Genomic DNA, 22,763 nt, shown 5'->3' with positions numbered 1-22,763 from the left:
GGCATTATCACCACTTTCTGTATCGTGAACGTACCGTTCCCAGGACAAAAGATGAAGATTCCATTTTTGGCGGCTTCAATTCTTTTAGACGGCTCAGATATCCCGATGCTTCACCTAATCGGTGACTGCGAACTTTCAGACGTACGCATGGGCATGCGGGTCAAAGCTGTATGGCGCCCTAAAGAAGAGTGGGACTACACCACTGAAAACATCAAGTATTTCTCACCCACCGGTGAGCCCGATGCCCCATTTGACTTGTACAAGGAGCACCTCTGATGAAAGAGATTGCCATCATTGGATTTGCGCAGGCAAAGAATGTGCGGCGAGAGCCCGCCCGGAGTGAAACAGAGCTTGTTTCCCCGGTGATTACCGAAGCCTTGGAAATGGCACAGCTAAAGCGCCAGGACATGGGCTTCACGATTTCAGCCAGCACGGATTATGTGTCAGGCATTCCGTTTAGTTTCGTACGTGCATTGGATGCAGTGGGGGCTTGGCCGCCGATTCCTGAATCCCATGTTGAGATGGACGGTGCTTGGGCGTTTCAAGAAGCTTGGATTCGTCTGCAGCACGGAGATATGGACACGGCGCTGATCTACAGCTTTGGTAATTCATCAACCGCGAATGATTTGGTGGATGTTCTGGGTCTTCAGATGGACCCCTACAGCATTGCGCCTTTGAGACCAGATGCTATCAGCTTGGCTGCTCTGCAAGCCCAGGCGCTTTTAGATGCTGGGAAATACACCGAGCGAGACTTTGCCCAAGTGGCATCGAGATCTCGAAGTGACGCCAAGAGCAACCCATACGCACAAGTGAAGGGCGACCACAGTATCGATGATATTTTGGCTCAGCCTTACATCGCGTCGCCTCTGCGTAAACATGATTGTCCGCCCATTACCGATGGGGGAGCGGCCATGGTGATCGCTACTGCCGACAAAGCGCGTGAACTTTGTAAACGCCCGGTTTGGGTGAAGTCTATCGACCATCGAATAGAAGCTCATCAGCCAGGTCTTCGGAACCTAGCGGTTTCGACCTCGACCAAGTTGGCCGCAGAGAAATGCGGTGTGGGGAAAGACAAAATCGATTTAGCAGAAATTTACGCACCTTACTCTCATCAGGAGCTAATCCTAAGAGATGCGTTAAACCTAGAGGAAAGTACGAAAATCAATCCTTCGGGCGGTGCCTTGGCAGCGCACCCGTTGATGAGTGCAGGGCTTATCCGAGTGGGTGAGGTAGCCAAGCGTATTATGGCCGGTGATGGAGATCGCGGCCTAGCGCATGCAACCAGTGGTTCATGCTTACAACAAAATCTCGTCACTGTGTTGGAGGGTGCGTAATGTCAGTTTTATGCGCAGTTTCAGGAATAGGCCAAACCAAACATGAAGCATGCCGTGGAGATGTCTCCATCGCTGGCTTGGTTCGCGAGGCAGCGAAGCGAGCTCTCGCAGATGCGGGCATGACCTGGCAAGACATCGACGCCGTGGTTCTGGGCAAGGCGCCAGACATGTTTGAGGGCGTCATGATGCCAGAGCTTTATTTGGCAGATGCTCTCGGAGCAGTTGGTAAGCCGATGATCCGTGTTCATACGGCAGGCAGCGTTGGGGGCTCAACCGCTCTCGTTGCGACCAGCTTGATTCAATCGGGCCAGCATGAGCGCGTTCTTACCGTTGCTTTTGAGAAACAAAGTGAAAGCGACGCGATGTGGGCTCTTTCTCCAACGATACCTTTTCAGCCTCCGATGATGGCCGGGGCGGGCGGTTACTTCGCCCCTTTGATTCGTGCTTACATGGGCCGCAGTGATGCCCCAGAGCATGTTGGCAGAATGGTTGCGGTCAAGGACCGGACAAATGCTCTAAAAAATCCCAATGCGCATTTACATATGCCCGACATCAGCATGGAAGCTGTTGAGAAGTCGCCGATGTTATGGGACCCCGTTCGGTATTTAGAAACCTGCCCATCCTCTGATGGCGCTTGTGCAATGGTTCTCACAAGTGAGGCTGTTGCCGACAAGTTGTCGGGTAAATCTGCGTGGGTTCATGCTGGGCAAATGCGCTCGGAGCCAACACTCTTTGCCGGACGAGACCAAGTTTTACCTCGCGCCGGACGTGATTGCGCGCATGCTCTATACAAAGAAGCAGGTCTTACCAATCCGAGGGAACAAATTGATTGTGCGGAACTCTATGTGCCGTTCAGTTGGTTTGAACCCATGTGGATCGAGAATCTTGATTTGGCAGATGAAAACGATGGTTGGAAGCTGACCGAGTCTGGGGCAACTGCGCTTGGCGGGAAATTCCCCGTGAATCCTTCAGGTGGTGTTCTATCGACGAATCCCATTGGGGCGTCGGGGATGCTGCGGTTCGCCGAAGCTGCACGACAGGTACGGGGTCAGGCCGGTGACCACCAAGTAGATGGTGCTCAGTTGGCCATGGGACACGCATACGGCGGTGGCTCACAATACTTTGCTATGTGGCTCGTAGGAGCCAACAAACCTTAAGGCGGCTATGCCGCGGAGGAATCCAGCGATGGAATTCAATATTGCAACGTTGATGGAATCGATTGCCGATGTCATCCCAGATAATGAAGCTGTAGTGAGTGGGGATGTACGGCTTACCTATAAGCAGTTGGACGAGAGAGCCAACCGGTTCGCCCATGTGCTTCAGCAAAAAGGCATTGGTTCAGGTGACCATGTTGGACTGTATTTATTCAACGGCCATGAGTTTCTCGAGGCGATGCTGGGAACCCTTAAGGTGCGAGCGGTTCCGATTAATATCAACTACCGTTACGTAGAGGATGAGCTGCTTTATCTGTTTAACGATGCAGACTTGAAGTCCTTGGTCTTTCAGCGGGAATACGCAGGCCGCGTTGCTGCGATTGCTGAAAAAGTGCCAACTCTTGAACAATATATTTACGTTGATGATCCCACGGGTGCAAAAGTCGAGCTCATGAATGGCATCGAAGCAACGGAGTACGAAGCCGCGTTGGGCGAGGTCACCGATACGCGTGATTTCGAAGAGCGAAGCGGTGATGATATTTTTATCGTCTATACCGGCGGCACGACAGGCATGCCCAAAGGTGTGATGTGGCGTCACGAGGACCTTTTCTTTGCGGGCTTACAAGGCGGGAACCCTGGCGGTGAACATCACCAAAAGGCAGAGGAACTCTCCGCTCGAATTGCCTCTGGCGACTCGTTGTCGATGAATTTTTTACCAGCTGCTCCTTTTATTCATGGTGCAGCACAATGGACAGCCATCATTGGTTGGTTTGGGGCCGGGAAAATTATTGTGGTTCCGGGACCAAGTTTTGATCCTCCACGTGTGCTTGCAGCCATCGAAAAAGAGGGTGTGAATACCATTACGTTGGTTGGTGATGCGATGTCTCGGCCGTTTAGCGATGAAGTTAAAAACGGTGATTACGATACATCTTCTCTGATGGTTATTGTTTCAGCAGGCGCGATTTTATCCGACAGTGTTAAAAGCGAAATGCAAGAGCTTGTACCTGAAGCGATGATTCTCAATAACTTTGGCGCCACTGAGACCGGTCACCAGGGTGCATCCTTTGAAAACAGCGCAACGGGCCGTCCCACTTTTGCGATGCATGATGGCAATGTTGTGATTGACGAAGATCATAACCCCATCGAGCCAGGCTCCGATAAGATTGGTTTTCTAGCACGCAAAGGCCGTTTACCTGTTGGCTACTACAAGGATCCCGTCAAAACAGCCAAGACCTTTATTGAGATCAAGGGAGAGCGCTGGGTTGTCACGGGTGACATGGCGATGGTGGAAGAGGATGGCTTGATTACCATCCAGGGGCGCGGGGCTGTTTGTATCAATACCGGCGGTGAGAAAGTATTTCCGGAAGAAGTTGAGGAAAGCCTTAAGGCACACCCGGCGGTCATGGACGCCGTTGTTGTTGGAGTGCCCGATGAAAAATGGGGTCAGCGCGTGGCTGCAGTCATTCAGCCGCGAGAAGGAATGAGCGTCAACAGCGATGACTTACTCAGTTTCTGCCGCACGAAGGTAGCAGGCTACAAAGTGCCACGTGAGTATTTTTCAGTTGAGACTGTTCTTCGTCACCCGAGTGGGAAGCCAGATTATCGATGGGCCAAAGATATCGCCACGGGCGAAGCACAAGCTTAACTAGGAAGTTGCATAATGAAACTCGAAAATAAAGTCGCAATTGTTACGGGAGGAGCATCCGGCATTGGGAAAGCCATGGCCACGATGTTCTCCAAAGAAGGTGCCAGTGTTGTTATCGGTGACCTGAATGAAAAGGCAGCCAGCGAGGTTGTAGAATCCATCGAGGCCGACGGCGGTAAAGCAATTGCAGTTATTGGAGACTGTTGTACGCCAGAGGGTGCCGACAAGCTTGTTGCTGCAGCTACTTCTGCTTATGGGCGTTTAGATATTCTCTGTAACAACGCAGGGGTCTTAGATGGCCTAACACCTGCTGCGGAGGTCACGGATGAACTTTGGGACAAAGTAATAGCCGTGAACCTTACGGGGCCCATGATGTTATCTCGACGAGCTCTTGCCATCATGCTTGAGCAAGGAAGTGGTACCATTTTAAATACATCCAGCGTGGCGTCAGTGAGTGCTGGACGAGGAGGCACTGCTTATACAGCCTCTAAACATGGTGTGAACGGGCTTACAAAATCAATCGCCTTTTATTACGGCGATAAGGGCATTCGCTGCAATGCAATTGCACCAGGTTCAATCATGACACCCATGGCTATGGGGAAGATGCCAAATCAAATGGGTATGGAGAAAATGGCTCCCTATCTTCCAATGATTCAACGGTACGGCCAACCTGAAGAAGTAGCCAATGCTGCTCTTTTCCTCGTTTCCGATGAGAGTAAGTACATCAATGGTTCGATACTCACCATTGATAACGGTTGGGCATTGGGCTGAAAATATGACGGAACAAAGCTGGCAACTACATAGGAATGCAGAATCTCATCGATGGCAAGAGCGGCGCCGGCTGGCTTCGAACCTTCGGCGGTTGATTGAGCATAGTATGTTTACGGAAGTAGAGGATAAAGCGGTTACAGAAGCTGCAGATACCGTGGAGCGTTTGGCTGAGAAGCTTGGTGCCAAGCTTGGACCGACTTTTTTCGATACCGTCAAAAGTGGTAATTGGGAACACGACGGCGGTATTTATGCTGACCGTAATTTCATGCTGGGTGTCTGTAATCCTCTGGCACCGCCGATGGTAGTGCGGGAAGAGGGCGACAAAGTCCTTGGCGTGGTGACACTAAGCTATGCCTATGAGGGCCCGCCGGGAGCGGCACACGGCGGTATTGTAGCCGCGTTGATTGACCAAATTTTTGGTTCACTGATGGTACGTACCGGAGTTCCAAGTATGACCGGTAAGCTTAGTGTCCGATATCATAAGCCAACCCCGCTTAATAAAGAACTCCAGCTTGAAGGCTGGGTAAAAGAAGAGCAGGGAAAAAGCGTTTTTTGTGAGGCTCAGCTTCGCAGCGACAATCAACTGATCGCAAGCGCTGATTGTTTGATGGTGAAAGTAAACAACACGTCTCTTAGAGCGCTCTTCGAACAAATTCGAAAAGATAGCGTTTAGCAAGATGACCCTGAGGCCACGAAAGAATCAACCATGCAGATAGATTTATTACCTGAACAAATAAAGCTCCGTGAGGATATGAGATCCTATATGGCGAAGCTGCTAACACCCGAGTTGGTGAAAGAGCTTGAGACCAGTGAAGGTGGTGGTCCCCATTACACAAAGGCTATGCACCAAATGGGTAAGGACGGCTGGCTTGGTATTGGTTGGGCGAAAGAGTTCGGGGGACAGCAAAGGCCGGCGGTTGAGCAGTTCATCTTTTTCGATGAAGTTCAGCGAGCTGGATTTCCCATTCCGATTCTCACCTTAAATACCGTTGGTCCAACATTGGCCACCTTCGGGACACAAGAGCAGAAGGACTTTTATCTTCCTAAGATTCTTGCCGGTGATTTGCATTTCTCAATTGGGTATACCGAACCTGATGCCGGTACCGATCTCGCATCGCTTTCAACGACAGCCGTGTTGGATGGCGATGAGTGGGTGATTAACGGACAGAAGATTTGGACTTCTTTGGCGGCTCATGCCGATTACATTTGGTGTGCCGTAAGGACTGACCCCGATGCTAAAAAGCATAAAGGGATTTCCATGATCATCGTGCCCACCGATGCAGAGGGTTTCTCCTTCACCCCCATTGAATGCATGGGTGAAAATGAAACCTTCGCCTGTTATTATGACAACGTTCGGGTGCCTAAAGACAACTTGGTGGGCGGCTTGAATCAAGGCTGGAAGATGATTACCACCCAGCTCAACCATGAACGTGTAGCGTTGATGGCAGTGGGTCCGCTTCAACGGTTTCTCGAAGAAATTACTCAATGGGCGAAGGATCTGAAGTTGTCGGATGGTCGTCGATATATTGATGAACCTTGGGTGCAGCGCAACCTTGCGCATGTATGCGCACATACCGAGGTACTTAAGCTTATGAATTGGCGTCAGGCACAAAACATTGATCTAGGTGCCCTGGAACCGGCTGAGGCTTCGGCGATTAAGGTCTTTGGGAGTGAGTACTTCATCGAAGGTTACCGAATTCTGATGGAAGTTCTTAGGGAGAGCGGCTATCTGAAAAAAGGTTCAGCGGGATCCATTCTAGACGGGCGTATTGAGCGTTACTACAGGGCTCTGCTTATCTTGACGTTTGGCGGCGGCACGAATGAAGTTCAACGAGATATTATTGCGATGGCAGGTCTTCGCATGCCACGGTCACGTTAGGAGAAGACAATGGATTTTCGATTTTCAGAAGACCAGAAGAGTATTCAAGAATTGTCTCGAAAGATTTTTGAATCTGAAGTCAGTGAAGACAGCTTAAAAGCCTTAGGCAAGTCGGCTGATTCTGTCCATCATAAAGTATGGGACGCCCTCGGGCAGGCGGAGCTTTTGGGTATTGCTCTGCCGGTAGAACATGGTGGCGGAGGGATGGGGCTTGTAGAGCTGGGTATTTTACTCAAGGAGCAAGGCCGTGTAGCTGCACCAATTCCTCTTATGCATTCCAGTGGTATAGCGGCCATGACCGTTGCAGAATTTGGTGACGACGCATTGAAGTCGCGTGTGCTGCGAAAGGTTGCAAGTGGCGAGTGTGTGATCACTTCCGCGCTGGCTCAAAGTACGAATCTCAATTTTCTTAAGCCAGCGGTTCAAGCTATCAAGGGTGACGACGGCTACGTCCTCACGGGTAATAACACGTGTGTCCCTGCGCTTTTACAAGCAGACTGGGTCTTGGTTCCTGCGTCTACCACAGATGGTCAGGTGGGGCTCTTTTTGGTCAATCCAAAGGATACCGGCGTTAGCGTTGAGCGACAGGTGACCACAAGTTTTGAAGAGCAAGGAGAGCTCTCGCTAGACGGCGTAAGAGTTAGCTTGGAGAATCAAGTGGGGGAGCTGACCTCCGATGGTTCGCAAATCCGTTGGATGGTCGAGAGAATGTGGGCTTGTATCTGCGCTCTGCAGTGGGGCATTGCTGAGCGGCAGCTCGAGATGCTGGCAGAATTTGCAAAAACACGAAAGCAGTTTGGGCAGCCCATCGGCGCGTTTCAGGCGGTCAGCCAAAGAGCTGGCGATGCCTTTATCGATTTGCAGTCCATGGGTGTCACGGCGCAGCAAGCGTTGTGGAGGTTGGCTGCGGGTAAAGAGGCGAGCACTGAGGTGATGATAGCGAAATATTGGGCATCTCAAGGTGGTCATAGAATTGCAGCTTCCGCTCAGCACATTCACGGTGGTATGGGGGTTGATTGCGACTATCCGTTGTTTCGGTATTCGCTTTTGGCCCGTCAGATGGAATTGACCCTCGGCGGGGCAAATCAGATGTTGGCACGGCTGGGCAGTCATTTGGCGACTGGGAGCGAAGCACTCTAATTCGATTGTTTGTTTACGAGATGTGAAAAGGAAGACGCGGGATGTTGGAGCAAGAAGAACGAACGAGACGTATCGTGGCCACGGCCGTAGAACTGGCTGAAGAGGGCGGTTTTGAGGCTGTGCGTATGCGAGATGTAGCAGCTCATGCAGGTGTGGCTTTGGGAACGTTTTATAAACGGTTTCGGAGCAAGGAAGATCTGTTGGTTGCGGCCTTGGAGCTGGAATCAGAACGACTTGGCCGACGCATCAGCAAAAAGATGTCAACCGAGGGAACACGGCTCGAGCGAGTGTTGGGTTTCTTCGATTTAGCGACGAAGGGTCTTACGAAAAAGCCCAACCTCGCGAAGGCAATTCTTCGTGCGGTTGCATCAGGTGACCCCGAATTAAGCCCTCGGGTGGCAAATTTTCACAGTGCGATGACACGAACAATAACAGTGGCGCTACGCGGTGCTGCAATTGACGATGATTCAGAAGTGAGTGAGTTGGAAGAGAATGTTTCGTTCCTCTTACAACAGGTTTGGTTCGCATCATTGGTCGGTTGGAGCAGTGGGCTCCATTCGCGCAAGAAGGTCGTAGAGCAAATGCGCGTTGCCGCGGAACTCTTGTTGCGCGGTATGACAGATATGGAAAACGATTAACTCAGGCTTACATTTTAAGCCCGGCTCAGGAGCATCATAATGGAAAACAGAGAATTCCCTTTCAGCCCGTATCCAATCGGTTGGTTTCAAGTTGCATATTGCGACGAACTAGAGGTTGGGTCAGTTGTTCCTCTTAAATATTTTGGACAAGACTTGGTTGCTTTTCGGGGTGACGATGGTGAGGTTAAAGTTTTGGACGCTTTTTGTCCCCATTTAGGAGCTCACCTCGGTCACGGCGGTAAGGTTAAGGGTAATTGTATTGAATGCCCGTTTCATGCCTGGAAGTTTAACGGTGACGGAAAATGTACCGAAGTTCCCTATGCTAAGAAGATACCTTCGAAGGCTAAGATAGGAACTTGGCATACGGTAGAGCGTAACGGCCAAGTTATGATCTGGCACCATCCAAATGGTGGTGAGCCGAAGTGGGAGTTACCAGATCTTGAAGAGACCCGCTCTGAAGAGTGGACCAAGGATGAGCGCCGTTCATGGAAGATTAAAACGCGAAATCAAGAAATGGCGGAGAATGCTGTCGATTCGGCGCATTTTCATTATGTACATGGCGCGAGCAATATGCCCGTTTCCCAGGGTGAAGTGGATGGCCATATCTTAAAGGTGACATCTACCACAGGAATGAAGACGCCACGGGGCGGTGTTGACGGACAAGTTCAGTCAACTTCCTATGGATTTGGATTTGCTTACATCCGGTTCACTGGAATTGTTGAGACATTGCTTATCAACTCGGTGACACCGATTGATGAAGAGTATGTTGATGTCCGATTTTCTTTTAGAGTAAAGAAAGTGGGTAATGCTGATGTGACTAAGGGTGTAGGTGCTGCATTTATGGGTGAAGTCTCTCGGCAGCTCGAACAGGACATTCCTATTTGGGAAAATAAGATACATCATGAGCGGCCGCTCTTATGTGATGGTGATGGACCTATCGGTATATTTAGACGCTGGTGCAAACAGTTTTATGCTGAAAGCGAAGAAAAAAGCGATACAGCAGCAGCTTAATAAAAAGGGCCTCCATTGGAGGCCCTTTTTTTTCGACCTAAATTATTCGGCCCGTGGAATAAAGAATTGGCTATACCATTTACGAAGTTTTCCAATGGGGCCATCACCAGGAGCTAGAATAGGTCTGTCTTTATAAGTTTTGTGTTCCCAGATCTGAATGTCTTCATGGTAGCCCGTTGTTAAGTTTTGCACATACATAGCTGCAAACTTTTTAGACTTTTCAGTGTCACCTCCAAGTACTGGCAGGGACACGCCGAACCGCAGTTGGAGCGTATTCTCATCTATAGGAGTGTGTGCCTGAAAGTATATGCTTTCAATAACGCCCTTCATATATGTCACTTGGTAGGCGGGCCCATGGTAGGTGGCGTTTAAAGTAAACTTGTCTTCTCCGCCGCCTCTTGGGTAGGCGATGCCCTCAGTGAGTTGAGTCGCTTTATGTTCTTCATAGATGTTGTCAAATTTATCGACATGGGTGTTGTGAACCGTTGGGAAGTGTGCGGCGTCTGCTACATTTTCTACAACTTCACGCGGATGGGTTTTGATGACTACGGAGTTTATGGACCAGTCTAACCAGTCGTCTGAGCTGTGCTGTTCAACGACGGGTATTTCGTAGTGTGGTTCTTCTCCGGAAGGGTCGTGCCACATGAATACGATTCCGTTGACCTCAGAGACGGGGTGACTGCCTACCTTTGCTCCTCGAGGAATTTTTTTTGCATAGGGTACCTCAGTGCACTTGCCACTACCATCGAATTTCCATGCATGGAACGGACAACGTATGCATCCGCTCTCTACTTTACCACCGACACTCATATCAGCGCCGAGGTGAGGACAGTACGCGTCTAGAATGGAAAGCTTTCCTTCCTCGTCTCGAAAAGCTGCGTACTTTGTGCCGAAGTATGCGAGGCCCTTTACTTCTCCACTTTTAATTTCGTCAGAGTAGCCTACGGCAAACCAGCCGCGCGGAAAGATTGTTTTTTCTGGTATAGATTCAGCCACAGGAATCTCCTTCTCGTTATCAGCCAGCCTTTGAAGAGGGCTCTCTTATAAAATTAACGTTCATGGGAAGACCACCACGTTGACTTAAAGATAGTTGAGCTAGAAAGTCCAATTCAAAATCGTTAGCGACTTCAAAATCGACGTGTTGAACCATGGTTCCTAAAATCAGTCGTGCTTCCATCATGGCAAACGCCTTGCCCAAACATACTCGCGCACCCGCAGCGAAAGGTACATATGCCCCTTTAGGAAGCTTCCGCTCATTTTCAGGGGTGAAACGTTCTGGTCGGAACTCATCGGGATTGTCGAAATACTTAGGGTTGTGATGAATAACATAGGGGCTTACCAAGACCTGGTCACCTTTCGGGATCACATAGTCTCCCATTTGAACATCCTCAGTCGGCTCCCTCATAAATGCCCAAACCGATGGTAAGATCCGCATGGACTCTTTCACCACCATCTCTAGGTAAGGAAGCTTGGGAAGATCCGAAACAGAGAGGATACCGTCACCAACAGCTTCCTGAATTTCGTCTCGCATTTTTTGAACAACGTCCTGATGCTGTCCCATGAGATAAGCCATCCAACTGAGAGCCATGGCGGTTGTTTCATGTCCTGCGAAAATCAGTGTCATGGCTTGATCTCGTAGCTCGGTATTGTTCATACCTTTGCCTTCTTCGTCCTGGGCGAAGACCATCATTGAAAGTAGGTCGCCTCTGTCTTGTTTAGAGGCGCGCCTCTCATCGATGATGCCTTGAACGATATTTTCGATATCTGCGATGGCTTTAAGTTTTCGTTTGTTTGTAGCGCCGGGCCACCACTTTGGAACGGGCAGGGGCATATTGATATGTTCAACCATGCACTCTTGAAGGGTATGCATTGAACTTCCAACAATATCGGTATCTCCGCCAGTTACGTCTGCGTCGAAGAGAGTTTTGGCGACAATACGTAGGGTAACGGCTGTCATGTCTGCGCAGATGTCTTCCCGTGGACCATTCTTCCAGGTCTCTAGCATCTCTAGAGTATGCTGTACCATGATTTCGCCGTATGCATCGATTCGCTTTTTATGGAAGCCGGGTTTGATCATTCGTGAAAGACGCTTCCAAGCACTGCCATCCAAAGAGAGTACGCCATCGCCCAAGAAGGGTTTCCAGAGCCTTTTGGCGAGCCTGGGTTTGTGGAAGATATTGGCCTTCTTGACTGTTACGTCATGAATGAATTCGGCATTGTTTACTAGATGCCACGTGTCGAGCCCAACCTTGAATTTACAGATGTCTCCATATTTTTCTGCCATGTCCAGACAAAATTGGAGTGGTGCTTTTTGAAAGTCGAGAGTGCTGCCAATTAGAAACTTTCCCTCTGGGCCGGGAGCCTTGAGTCCGGTGGGAGGATTTTGTACTGCTGCTGTGCTCACTTGGATGCTCCCATGGCCTTGGCGCGTTTACGGATGAGGTGGGTCGAGGGATATCCCAAAACGAAAGTTTGAACGGCCCATCCCATGGCCGATTTAGGCATCCCGATATGCTGTGCTACTCGGTAAACATAAACCGCTTCGTAAAGATGAATGGGTAAGCACGCCACAAAAATCCAGGCCATGACATTTTGAGCCGGCAACGCGTGCATGTTGGCTACCCACCATGTGTAGAATTCGGTGTGTAGTCCTTGAAATCCTAGGAGCGTCAGCCCACCAATGATGGAAACCCACCAGTGGAGTGCTGGGGCATCTACTCGATCCTCAGTACTTGTGTTTTCGATAGGAATTGACGTCATCAGAGCCCCCGTGGGTATTTACTAGAATGGTTTTTAAACCCGCATCCAAAGACCCTTAGATGAGGCTACCCATGATCAGTTTGCAACAGAGTGAAACATGTTTCAAGGCGCTATGGCGTTGGTTTGTAAGAGCTTGAAAGCAAACGTAACGTTACTATTTTATGACGTTTTTCCGGCTTGACCCGACATTCTAGAACATGTTCTTTAGAGAGTCATAAACCCTTCATTGTGAAAGGTTTATAGGGATGAAATTCCAGGGCAGGGGCTTTGCGCCCATGTCTATGTAGGTACAAAAGGTGAGTATACCATGTCAGCCGATCCAACACTGCTAATCGAACAAGATGGTCATGTAGCGACCGTAACCCTGAACCGCCCCGAGGCGGTGAACGCATTTGACTTAGAGATGCTTTGCCGGATGTGGGATGCGTGGCAACAGTTAGACAATGACCCGGAAGTTCGCTGTGTGATTCTTACAGGAGCTGGCGGTAACTTCTGCTCGGGTGCCGACTTAAAAATGATGCACGGTAATCAGGAAGATAATCCGTGGCATGCGAAATTCAAGGCAGACCCAGATCTTCATTGGAAAGCCCTTCTACGACATTACGACCTGAAAAAGCCTCTGATCGCAGCGATTGAAGGTGTGGCGGTCGGTGGTGGTACCGAAATCATTCAGGCCACGGATATTCGAGTCGCTGCCGAAGGGGCAACGCTCGGTTTAACTGAACCGAAATGGGGTTTGTTTCCTCTTGGTGGATCAACCACCCGGTTACCGCGGCAGATCCCTTACACGATGGCCATGGATGTTTTGCTAACGGGCCGAATGTTGAGTGCGCAGGAAGCTCTATCGATGGGGCTTGTTGGGCACGTTGTTCCAAAAGGGGAAGCATTGGCAAAGGCGAAGAAACTCGCCTCGAAGATAGCGGCCAACGGCCCTCTAGCGGTTCAGGCTATTAAAAAGGCAGCTAAAGAAGGCCTCCAAATGAGCGAGCAAGACTCGTTGCAAAATGGTCTAAAAATTGGTTCTGAAATTGTCTTTAAAAGCGAGGACGCGAGAGAAGGGCCGAAGGCCTTTGCAGAGAAGCGCAAGCCCAATTTCAAAGGATGCTAGAGCCTGAAGGTGTGCCCCTCGGTTAAGAGGGGCCTCCGGTTCGCATCACATCCATCAATCTTAAATCATTCGCTCGCGGCCTTCCCAGTAGGGGTCTCGAAGCTTTCGCTTCATGAGTTTGCCGTTTGGATCACGCGGCATATTTTCTATGAAATCCACGCTTTTGGGGCATTTATACTTCGCTAGATTTTTTTGGCAGAAGGATAAAATAGTATCAGCCAGCTCTTGATTCTGAGCATCGTTAGCATCCATCTCAATGACGGCTTTTACTTGTTCTCCCCATTCCTCATGGGGAACTCCAAAGACCGCAACATCAGCAACTTGTGGGAATTGAAACAAGACTGCCTCAATTTCTGCGGGATAGATGTTAACTCCTCCGCTGATGATCATGTCGGCCTTTCGATCGCAGAGGAAGAGAAAGCCATCTTCGTCTAAATAGCCGGCATCACCTACGGTGAAAAAGCCATCGCTCCACGCCTTTTTCGTTTTATCTTTGTCGCCATGATATTCGAAGGTCATATCGCCCATTCGAATAAAGACCGTGCCTATATCTCCGGGTTTACAGGGCTCACCTTCATCGTCGAGAACACGGATTTGCGAGATAGGCCATGGAGTGCCAACGCTTCCTGGTTTTTTCAACCATTGCTCTGGCGTAACGAGTGTGCCGCCGCCTTCAGATGCTGCGTAATATTCGTAAACACACGGCCCCCACCAGTCGAGCATCTTTTTCTTCGTTTCTACAGGACATGGTGCGGCGCTATGAATCATATGCCGGTAACTGGAAAGGTCGTATTTTGTTTTGATGGCATCCGGTAAGCCGAGCAGCCGATGAAATTGGGTCGGTACCATATGGCTGTGCGTTACTTTGTAGGTTTCGCTAAGCCGTAAATGGTCCTCTGGTTGCCATTTGCCCATGATGACGACTGTATGTCCCATATGGAGACTGTAGGTTGAGAAGTTTAGTACCGCTGTGTGATAAAGAGGGGAGCCACAGAGATGGACGCCGTCTATCGCCTGCATACCAAAGAGCATCAGGAACATACCAAGTTGTTCACCCATCGTATCAGGATCGATGGATGGAATTGGTCGTCGTACACCTTTGGGCCGTCCGGTGGTACCTGAAGTATAATTCATCACAGTGCCGGGAGCCCGGTCGTCGGGAAGTGTGTCAGGCTGGCCATCCTTGAGCGTAGACAGAGCTTTGAAGCGTGGGTCGCTGCCGGTCGTGAAGCGTCCTTCTTTCGGAAAGCCAAACGTCTCGAGAGCTTCATGGCAGGTGTCTGCAAAGTTTTCATTACAGATGAAGATTTTAGCCTCAGAGTCTTCTGCAATATAGGCAATCTCAGGGGCAACGAGGTGATAGTTGATAGGTACCACGTAGATACCGGCTTGAGCGGCGGCTAGGAATATTTCGAGGACCGGTGCTTCGTTATCGAGCACGGTTGCAATGGTGTCGCCTTTTTTAAGCCCCATCGCACGCATGCCGTGGACCAGTTGATTACAAGAGCTCAGCAGTTGCCCAAATGTTAACTGCTCTTCGTCTGGTGTGACGAGTGCGAGTCGGTCGGGGTGTTTTTGAGCTACGTTCCAAAATCCTAATTCTGCCATTGTTCTATCCTGTTTTTCGAGTGGTTTAGTTAAGCATGCCCATACAGCCATTGTCCCAATACGCTTTAAGCTGGGTAATCTTGCCGTCGTCATTAATGGTGAAGGTGTCCACGATTTCCATGGTCATGCCGCCGTTGCTGCCTTCGGGGCGGGAAATCATCTTAAAGACCAAGAGGCCTTCATCACCGCAAGCAACGATACGGTGCACCACGGGCTCGTAGCTCATCGGAAGTTCATGGATACGGTCCCAAAATGCCGCGATGGCTTCTAGGCCGGTATTGGGTTCCGCGCCCACTGGATCTATCAGAACTGCATCCTTGGCGAAGAGGGCAAGCCAAGCCTCGCGGTCGGCATTTTTCCAGCCATCAATATATCCTTGAAGGGCAGTCTTTACTTGTTTTGCATCTGGCATGTTTCGCTCCTGAGGTGTCCCTAAGATGCAAACTAGAACATGTTTCAAGACGTGCGCAAGAGTCCTTCGACATGGTTACAAAAAGACATATTTCAGGGTCCTCCTTTCGGTTGCGTTAAGGGCGGTCCGCAAGTACGGTGAAACATGTTCTAGGGGCTCTTATTCGAGCCCATTTGGGAGGAAGACATGGCAAGCAGACCAGCTCAATGGGATTTAGAAGTCGATGTACTTTCGGTGGGTTCGGGCCTTGGTGGACTTAGCTCTGCGATTGTGGCGCATGATGCCGGCAAAAAGGTCGCAGTTCTGGAAAAAGCTCCCAAACTCGGCGGTGTATGTGCTTATTCGGGCGGTGAAGTGTTCGTTCCGGGGAATCACAAGATGCGTGAAGAAGGTGTCGCAGAAGCCGAGGGTGGTGGACAGCCTTACTTTCAGTTCTTGTCGGGTGGATACAACGATAAAGAGCTGCTGCGTAAGCTATTAGAAGTGGGGCCTCAGGCGGCGGAGTACTTCGAAGAGAATGCAGGCTTGAAGTGGAAGATCATTAAGAACTTCCCAGACTATCATCACCCACACGCACCAGGAACATTGCCCCACGGCCGATATTTAGAAGTTGAGATGTTCGACGGCAAAGAACTCGGTGAATGGCAGCAGAAAGTTTACTCATCTCCTCATATGCCACTTGGGATTACCCATGACGAACTCTTCTCATGGGGAGGCCTATCAAACATCTTACTTTGGGACTTTAATCTCATGGGCAGCCGAATCATGGCCGATCAGCGTGGATTTGGCCCAGGGATGATGGCCTATTTCGTGAAAGCGGCGATGCTCGAAAGAGGTATTCCTGCCTACCTGAACTGCCCGGCAGTGGAATTGGTGGTTGAAGGGGGCCGAGTGATTGGTGTGAAAGCTTCTAAAGAAGGTGAAGACTTTTATGTGGGCGCTAAAGACGGCGTTATTCTGGGTATTGGCGGATACGATTGGAATCAAGAGCTTGCTAAATATTTCGAGCATCTTCCGGAGTGGCAAAGCATGTGTTTGCCGCATATTGACGGCGACAACATTCGGCTTGGCTCAGATGCCGGCGCAGGGCATGCAGGTGTCCCTTCGTTTAACTTAGCAATGTTCTTTGGTTTTCATATTCCAGGAGAAGAGCACGATGGGAAGCCCTTATGGCGGGCATCGTGGGAGGGTGGTTACCCCCATGCTATCTGGGTCAACAAAAAGGGCGAGCGGTTTTGTGATGAGTCTTTCTACCGAGATTATTTGCCACGTACCCGTCAATGGGATGGCTGTGAGCAAAGCCAGCCAAACTTTCCTCCTTTTTTAATCTTCGATCAGAACTTTAGAGATAAGTACCCGTTGGCGACTTATATGCCAGGCCAGCCGGTTCCGGAGGAGCTTGCAGTTCAAGCAGAGACTCTCGAAGAACTTGCGACCAAACTTGGAGTAGATGCTGAAACTTTTGTAGAAACAGTTTCTCATTTTAATAAACACGCAGAGGATGGGGTCGACCCCGACTTCAAACGTGGCCGCTACCCGTGGGCCAATATGATGATTGGCGACAAGAACCGAAAGAATCCTAATTTGGGACCTCTTAATAAACCTCCCTATTACGGGATGAGGCTGACTCCGGTTGGAGCTGGAGTAAATGCGGTTGGCCTGAAGACCAATGAGCATGCCCAAGTTGTTCACACTCGGGGTCAGGTTATCGAGGGGCTCTATGCTGTTGGTAATTCCGCTGCTGTGATCGATACGGGGGCAGGTTACCAAAGTGGTATTGCAAACCTACGCGGGATGACATGGGGCTATGTGGCCGGCCGTCATGCAGCAGGGGTGGTTTAGAATGCCGTCGGTAGCATATTCAACAGAGATGAGCTTATTGCCGGCTGCGATTTGGGAGTTTGTTCAAGAAATGGACAATTGGGCTCCCTTCATGCTCGGCTACCAGACTCATGAGAAGCAGACCGAGACCGAGTCTATGTGGACACTGCGCAGTGACGTGGGTGCCATGAGCCGGATCGCAAAGTTTCAGGTGAGTATTACCGAATGGAATGGCCCAAAGAAGGTCGCCTTCTCGTTAACGGGTATCAATGAGCCAGTTAAGGGCTCGGGCATTGTCACAGTGGTTGAGCTTGGAAGCGATGAAGCCGAAGATGTTTCTTTGGTGACGCAACAAAGACCGGGATTTTTCGCTCGATTTTGGAGTAAGATCGTTGGCTTTTTGGTGAAAAAGTCGCTTGGAGCTCAGCAGATAGCACGGGCTGCGCCGGGCTCAGGTGGCGGGGGCCGATCAAAGCTCACTTTTGAGCTGGCTATGGAGGCCGAGGGCCCGATGGCACCCATGGTCAACGCTATGATCACTCCAATGTTGGAACCCATGGCAGAGCAGTTGGCCAATAAAATCGCGGAACATCTTGAAATTGCTCATGGTCTTCAGCATCCCACCGAGAATGTTGGATAGTTGTTGAGAGCTGGATGTCTTGCGTAGACGACTTCTCGATGAGCCGTTAGGCATTCAAAATCAGGTTTGTGCCCCTTTGGGAGGGCCCAAAGGTGGTAGTGCGGGGCGGTGGCAACCGGTAAGGAAATGTCAGCCTGAAAATCGCTTCGACGGGCTTGCTTGACATGAGCCGAGCAGCTTTCTATCTACCTGATCTCCCGTGTTTTTTTGGTAAAGAAGAAGCATGGAGGGACCGGCGTTCGTACACCTGGGGGAGCTGTAAAAACGATGCGTGAACAAAAGGGCCAGGAGAGCATTTTTACGAGATTGGCACTGCTGATCGGAGGGTTTGCCGGTGAGCACTGCCGTAGTTCGCTCGGTATCATCCTGGGACTCACGGTCATCTTACTGCCCTCACTCGGGCAAGTTGAATACGACGACGATATCCTCAAGTTTCTCCCGGAAGATTCGCCGCAGGTTAGCCAGTTTCAAGAAATAGGTGAGCGCTTTCAGGGCCTCAATATCGCCATGCTTGGTGTGCAGGCACCTGCCAATGAAGACCTATTTACCCCAAGACGACTCAGAGAGCTTCGTGAACTCACAGAAACCCTGACCACGGTGGAAGGCGTTTCGTTCTCATCTAGCTTCATGGCGCTGCAAGATATCGAAGTTCAAAAGTCTGACGATGGCCTTGACGATGTGAGTGTCGTGAATGACTTGATTCCCGAAATACCACCCGTGGATTCGCCGGAAGTGAAGGTCTTTGTGGAAGATGCGCGAAAGCGAGTGCTCTCTCGGGAGCATGTTGTTGGCGCCATGATTTCGGAAGACGGAAAAGCGGCTTTGGTACTTGGCTATCTCAAGCCAGGAACCATCGGCAAAGATGTGGCGGACGCCATACGCAAGCACGCAGATGGGCTTTTAGCGAAGAATCAATCAGATTTAGAAATCCACTACGGCGGGGCACCCTTTGTTGGCTCCTACATCGTTCACACTACCCGCGATGATATTCTGCGTCTCTCGCTGATCTCTGGTTGTGCCATTATCTTTATCCTGATTCTCACGGCTCGAAGCCTAACGGGGGCGCTGATTGCTCTTTCTTCAGTGGGGATTGGAATTCTATGGGTAGTAGGTTTGATGGGGCTTGTGGGCGAGCCGCTAACGCTCGTGTCTTCAAGTTTACCGATGCTCTTGCTTGCATTGGGGAGTGCTTATTCGATTCATATTCTGGTGCGGGTTTTCGCTCACTTGGATTCAGGTTCTGTCGATCGGCTCACTGCTGTCCGCGAGGCGGTTCGCGAGGTGGGTCCGCCAATCTTTATCGCCGGTCTAACCAGCGCTTTGGCATTCTTGTCCTTCGTGGCCATGGATATTGCGCCTATGCGTTCGTTTGGTGTTTGGATGTTTGTGGGAACACTTGTGATTGTGTTTCTGGCACTCGTCGTGGTTCCCGCCGCTTGCGTTCTCTTTCCTTTGCCCGTTCGTGAGGGTGGACGAACCCCAGCTTGGGCCTTGAAGGGCATGATTGACGGTGCCAACTTTGTGATTCGAAAGCCATGGTTAACCGCGGTTGTGATTGGCATTTTGGTGGGCGGTTCTTGGGTTTATATGGGCGAAGGTAAAACCCATATGACGATGCGTGACTTCTTCTTGGAGGGCAGCGAACCGGTTCTGGCCGAAGACTTTCTTGAGGACCATCTCGGTGGCTCCGTCTACATGCAGATTCAGGTTACGGGAGATATCAAAGACCCGTTGGTCTTGATGGAAATTGACCGAATCGCCACATACGCTGCTGCTCAGCCCGGTGTGACCAATACTCAATCTATTATGGACGCTATGTTGCTAGCGGGCGAAGCTTTGTTTGGAGAGCGCCGCGTGCCGGCGAATCCTGATACTGTGCGAGCTATTGCTGCGTTGGCTGAAGGCGATCCCAATCTAAGACTTATTGTCGATCCCAAGTGGGAACATGCATTGATTCACGTGAAGGTGCGAAACGAAAATATCGCCGATGCATTGGCATTTGCAAAGCGCCTGGAGGCTGTTGAAGGTGCTTCCTGGCAAGTAGACAGAGTGCGTGTAACACGCTCTACGATGACAGACGCAGAAGCTGAAGTTGAGCGTCGTGAGATGATTTCGCATCTCGTGTCCGTGCTTGAAAAAGACGGCATCCAAGGTGTGAGTAACGCCGCTTTATCTGCGGCACTTCAGAAAGAAGTCAAGGCACCAGGAGCCGATGTTCTGCTAGCGCCCGTCCTCGAACAACTCGGTAAAGACATCATAAACGACGAGATGATTTACCTGCGTGAGGGAGCAACGCTTCAGGCCGTGGCTCCCGAAGTCGCTGGCATCTTGACCGCGGGGATGGATATTGAGGCGCTGTATCAGGTGTTGTGGGCAATCGCAGATGACGAAGACCGCGAGGACCCAGAGGCCTTCCGTGAAAGTGTGCTCTACATCGCGGGCAACCTGTCGGCGCTGGTTCAGGGCGGAGCAGTCAGTGGCCGCGTGAAAGATATCGTTGCCATTGCTGGCGGGAAAGTAACGCCGAGCGCTCGGAGTGCGCTGAAGCGGGTGCTGGGTGTGTTGGGTGATGACACTGCGTCCTTACCTAAGTATGCGGTGACGGCCGATAGAATTTTGGCGACAGTACCGCTGAAGCTCGATGTGACGGGCACGCCGCTGGTGTACGAAGGCATGAACGTAAGCGTTCAGAAAAATCAGGAGCAGAGCTTAGCAATCTCCTCTGTTCTTGTCTTTTTGGCATTGGCGGTCTTCTTTCGAAGGCTCAGTGTTGCGTTTGTTGCATCGGTTCCGGCTGGTTTTACGCTGATGATTACATTCGGAATTATGGGACTGAGTGGAATACCGATGGATGTTGGAACGTCTATGATGACGTCTATCGCGATTGGTATCGGTATTGATTACGCTGTGCATTTTATTTGGCATTACGGAACGCCTGCAGCCAATGAAACCCACCTTGCACTTGAAGACTCGATGAAAGCAACCGGATGGGGCATTGTTGTTAATGCGCTCGAAGTTGCGATTGGTTTTGCGTTGCTAGCACTGGGGAATATCGTGCCCATGCGCAATGTAGGATTATTAACTGCTGCTGCAATGCTGGTAAGCGCATTTGCAACACTTATCCTCGTGCCCGCGCTATTAAGGTGGCTTGGGCCAATTCATTCAACAGGGAGTACCACCTCATGAACCGTATGAAGGTTACATTGTTCACTTTGACTTCTCTTGTTTTTACTTTTGCGCTTGGCACCAACGCCTACGCCGGTAAAACCTTTGAAGAACTTGTTAAGCTCGGCGGCAATGCTCTCTTGCAAGAAGCGGATGACCGGGCCAATCCGGCGCCAGATGTGAGCCGTGATGTGAAGATGACTTTGCGAGGCGGTGACGACGCGGGCAAAGAAATTATCCTCAAGCAGTTGACCAAAGATGGTAAGCGAACGGCGATTCGTTTCTCGAAGCCTGCCGACCTCAAAGGCATGGGTCTTGTTATAAAGAGTTCAAGCGAAATCTATGTGAAACTACCGGGGTCCAAGAAGGTACGCCGGGTTGCTGCTCATGCTCGTAAGCAGGGTTTTCAGGGCACTGATTTTAGCATGGACGATTTGAAGATGCTTCGTTTCGCGCCTTACTTTGATGCTGCGGTTAAGAGCCAGAACGATAAAGAGGTTATGCTTACTCTAACCCGTAAAGCGAGCAGCGACGTTCCGTATTCACGCATTGAAGTGGTTATGGAAAAGGCGGTTCTCGTACCGCGTGACCTCACTTATTTCGATGATGATGGTGTGAAAGTGAAGCAGCAGCTTCGCTCAAACCTAAAGAAGGACAGCGCTGGTTACCCAACTTACTACAAGGGAACCATGACTGATTTCACTCGAAATCATTCTACAGATCTTGAAGTGCTCGACCAGACGACCAACAAAACAATTTCGGACAAGACGTTTACGAAGCGTTGGCTCATCCGGGGGACTTGATTCATGTTGAATATCAAAAAGAATAAGTTTCTACATAGCACGGTTTTGGCGTTGTTGGGTTTGGGTCTACTTGCCCAGAGCCCGGCTCATGCAGAAGATGAAACGGCTGGTTATGTGGAAAGCGATTTACGCATTTGGATTCCAGGCAAGGCTCATCCCAATGAAGCGGAAGGCCAGATTTGGAACAAGATTCAGCGGCTAGAAAATACCCTGGGCTATCGCGGTTATTGGAGCACGGATTTTGCCGGAGCCACCGCGGACCTCAAGCTGGTTTTCTTTGGCGGAAGTCAGGTTGTGGATCTTGAGCAATTGACAGATCGTACTCTTATCGATGGGTACCGTCTGGAGAGCGATGCTCTTTATGTTGAGTTCTACGATTTTCTGATTGAAGGGCTCGACCTTCGACTTGGTCGTCAGATTGTAGAGTGGGGTAGCGCGGATCAGTTCAACCCAACCAACCCGGTGAATGCATTGGACCTTGAAGATCCGATTAAGTTCGGTGACCGCGTTGCCAATGAAATGGCTGTTCTGACGTGGACTGCGCCTTGGTATATCGAAGGTGACAACGGAACTCTCTTCGACGAGTTCACGCTCAGCGGCGTGGCTGTACCTGTATTTCGAACGGGCGTGATTCCTGAATCTGGCCTTGTAGCATTTCAAAACACTGAGCTTTTGGCCTCTCAGGCCAATTCACCTTCATTGGAAGCCATGGCTTCGTTGGCTCCTGCTTTCGCCGGTGCTGGTGGTGAGTTTGTGTTTGATGTGGATACAAAAACACCAGGCCTTTTGGGCCAGAACGTCCAGTATGGCGCCCACATGGGTATGAACCTCCTTGGCGTTAGTCTCGGTTTTATGTACTACAAGGGCTTCAGTG

General features: G+C 50.4%; 21 protein-coding genes. 16 read left to right on the top strand and 5 right to left on the bottom strand.

Annotation, left to right across the window (positions count from 1 at the left end; translation table 11 throughout):
* The 10 genes from HOK28_23265 to HOK28_23220 all read left to right on the top strand — a co-directional run.
* Positions 1–276, top strand: a 276-nt coding sequence (locus HOK28_23265) for a DNA-binding protein (protein MBT6436029.1), incomplete at its 5' end; no start/stop codon positions are given.
* On the top strand, positions 276–1,334 hold the full coding sequence (locus tag HOK28_23260; GenBank protein MBT6436028.1) for a thiolase domain-containing protein: 1,059 nt from the start codon (positions 276–278) through the stop codon (positions 1,332–1,334). The genes HOK28_23265 and HOK28_23260, both read left to right, overlap by 1 nt.
* Complete coding sequence (locus tag HOK28_23255) at positions 1,334–2,491, top strand: thiolase domain-containing protein (GenBank protein MBT6436027.1); 1,158 nt, start codon at positions 1,334–1,336, stop codon at positions 2,489–2,491. Before HOK28_23260 ends, HOK28_23255 begins: the two co-directional genes overlap by 1 nt.
* Before the next feature lie 28 nt (positions 2,492–2,519).
* Complete coding sequence (locus HOK28_23250; GenBank protein ID MBT6436026.1) at positions 2,520–4,133, top strand: acyl-CoA synthetase; 1,614 nt, start codon at positions 2,520–2,522, stop codon at positions 4,131–4,133.
* A 15-nt stretch (positions 4,134–4,148) separates the two neighbouring features.
* A complete protein-coding gene (locus HOK28_23245; GenBank protein MBT6436025.1) occupies positions 4,149–4,904 on the top strand; it encodes a glucose 1-dehydrogenase in 756 nt (251 codons plus the stop codon).
* Between the two features lie 106 nt (positions 4,905–5,010).
* Positions 5,011–5,577, top strand: a complete 567-nt coding sequence (locus HOK28_23240) for a PaaI family thioesterase (GenBank protein MBT6436024.1) — start codon at positions 5,011–5,013, stop codon at positions 5,575–5,577.
* Positions 5,578–5,610: 33 nt separating this feature from the next.
* Positions 5,611–6,783: an acyl-CoA dehydrogenase gene (locus tag HOK28_23235; GenBank protein MBT6436023.1), complete on the top strand. Its 1,173-nt coding sequence runs from the start codon at positions 5,611–5,613 to the stop codon at positions 6,781–6,783.
* Between the two features lie 9 nt (positions 6,784–6,792).
* Positions 6,793–7,923, top strand: coding sequence for an acyl-CoA/acyl-ACP dehydrogenase (locus tag HOK28_23230; protein ID MBT6436022.1), 1,131 nt, complete (start codon positions 6,793–6,795; stop codon positions 7,921–7,923).
* Positions 7,924–7,964: 41 nt separating this feature from the next.
* Complete coding sequence (locus tag HOK28_23225; GenBank protein MBT6436021.1) at positions 7,965–8,561, top strand: TetR/AcrR family transcriptional regulator; 597 nt, start codon at positions 7,965–7,967, stop codon at positions 8,559–8,561.
* A gap of 39 nt (positions 8,562–8,600) precedes the next feature.
* Positions 8,601–9,572: a Rieske 2Fe-2S domain-containing protein gene (locus tag HOK28_23220; GenBank protein ID MBT6436020.1), complete on the top strand. Its 972-nt coding sequence runs from the start codon at positions 8,601–8,603 to the stop codon at positions 9,570–9,572.
* A gap of 42 nt (positions 9,573–9,614) precedes the next feature.
* Here HOK28_23220 and HOK28_23215 read toward each other — a convergent pair whose 3' ends face one another.
* Genes HOK28_23215 through HOK28_23205 form a run of 3 tightly spaced genes read right to left on the bottom strand, consistent with a single transcriptional unit; the run spans position 9,615 to position 12,332 of the window.
* Positions 9,615–10,568, bottom strand: a complete 954-nt coding sequence (locus HOK28_23215; GenBank protein MBT6436019.1) for an aromatic ring-hydroxylating dioxygenase subunit alpha — start codon at positions 10,566–10,568, stop codon at positions 9,615–9,617.
* Between the two features lie 19 nt (positions 10,569–10,587).
* Positions 10,588–11,976, bottom strand: a complete 1,389-nt coding sequence (locus HOK28_23210; GenBank protein MBT6436018.1) for a cytochrome P450 — start codon at positions 11,974–11,976, stop codon at positions 10,588–10,590.
* The gene (locus tag HOK28_23205) at positions 11,973–12,332 is read right to left on the bottom strand and encodes a DUF4499 domain-containing protein (GenBank protein ID MBT6436017.1); all 360 of its coding nucleotides are present in this window, start codon (positions 12,330–12,332) and stop codon (positions 11,973–11,975) included. The genes HOK28_23210 and HOK28_23205 overlap by 4 nt, the downstream gene beginning before the upstream one ends.
* A 307-nt stretch (positions 12,333–12,639) precedes the next feature.
* Between HOK28_23205 and HOK28_23200 the strand changes: the two genes are divergently transcribed.
* Positions 12,640–13,440: a crotonase/enoyl-CoA hydratase family protein gene (locus tag HOK28_23200; GenBank protein MBT6436016.1), complete on the top strand. Its 801-nt coding sequence runs from the start codon at positions 12,640–12,642 to the stop codon at positions 13,438–13,440.
* Positions 13,441–13,500: 60 nt separating this feature from the next.
* Here the strand turns inward: HOK28_23200 and HOK28_23195 are convergent, their stop codons facing one another.
* Both HOK28_23195 and HOK28_23190 read right to left on the bottom strand, forming a co-directional pair.
* A complete protein-coding gene (locus HOK28_23195) occupies positions 13,501–15,048 on the bottom strand; it encodes an acyl-CoA synthetase (GenBank protein MBT6436015.1) in 1,548 nt (515 codons plus the stop codon).
* A 25-nt stretch (positions 15,049–15,073) separates the two neighbouring features.
* Positions 15,074–15,460: a SnoaL-like domain-containing protein gene (locus HOK28_23190; protein ID MBT6436014.1), complete on the bottom strand. Its 387-nt coding sequence runs from the start codon at positions 15,458–15,460 to the stop codon at positions 15,074–15,076.
* A 186-nt stretch (positions 15,461–15,646) separates the two neighbouring features.
* On the opposite strand from HOK28_23190, the gene HOK28_23185 reads away from it, so the two are divergent.
* From HOK28_23185 to HOK28_23165, 5 genes are all read left to right on the top strand, one after another.
* Positions 15,647–17,302, top strand: a complete 1,656-nt coding sequence (locus HOK28_23185; protein ID MBT6436013.1) for an FAD-binding protein — start codon at positions 15,647–15,649, stop codon at positions 17,300–17,302.
* 1 nt (position 17,303) lies between these two features.
* On the top strand, positions 17,304–17,921 hold the full coding sequence (locus HOK28_23180; protein ID MBT6436012.1) for an SRPBCC family protein: 618 nt from the start codon (positions 17,304–17,306) through the stop codon (positions 17,919–17,921).
* A 267-nt stretch (positions 17,922–18,188) separates the two neighbouring features.
* On the top strand, positions 18,189–21,107 hold the full coding sequence (locus HOK28_23175) for an MMPL family transporter (protein ID MBT6436011.1): 2,919 nt from the start codon (positions 18,189–18,191) through the stop codon (positions 21,105–21,107).
* On the top strand, positions 21,104–21,889 hold the full coding sequence (locus tag HOK28_23170; GenBank protein MBT6436010.1) for an outer membrane lipoprotein-sorting protein: 786 nt from the start codon (positions 21,104–21,106) through the stop codon (positions 21,887–21,889). The genes HOK28_23175 and HOK28_23170 overlap by 4 nt, the downstream gene beginning before the upstream one ends.
* A 3-nt stretch (positions 21,890–21,892) precedes the next feature.
* A partial coding sequence (locus HOK28_23165; protein MBT6436009.1) for a hypothetical protein occupies positions 21,893–22,763 on the top strand: 871 nt, incomplete at its 3' end.

This window comes from Deltaproteobacteria bacterium (genome assembly GCA_018668695.1).
GTDB lineage: Bacteria > Myxococcota > XYA12-FULL-58-9 > XYA12-FULL-58-9 > JABJBS01 > JABJBS01.
This window is presented reverse-complemented; position numbering and strand designations above follow the sequence as displayed.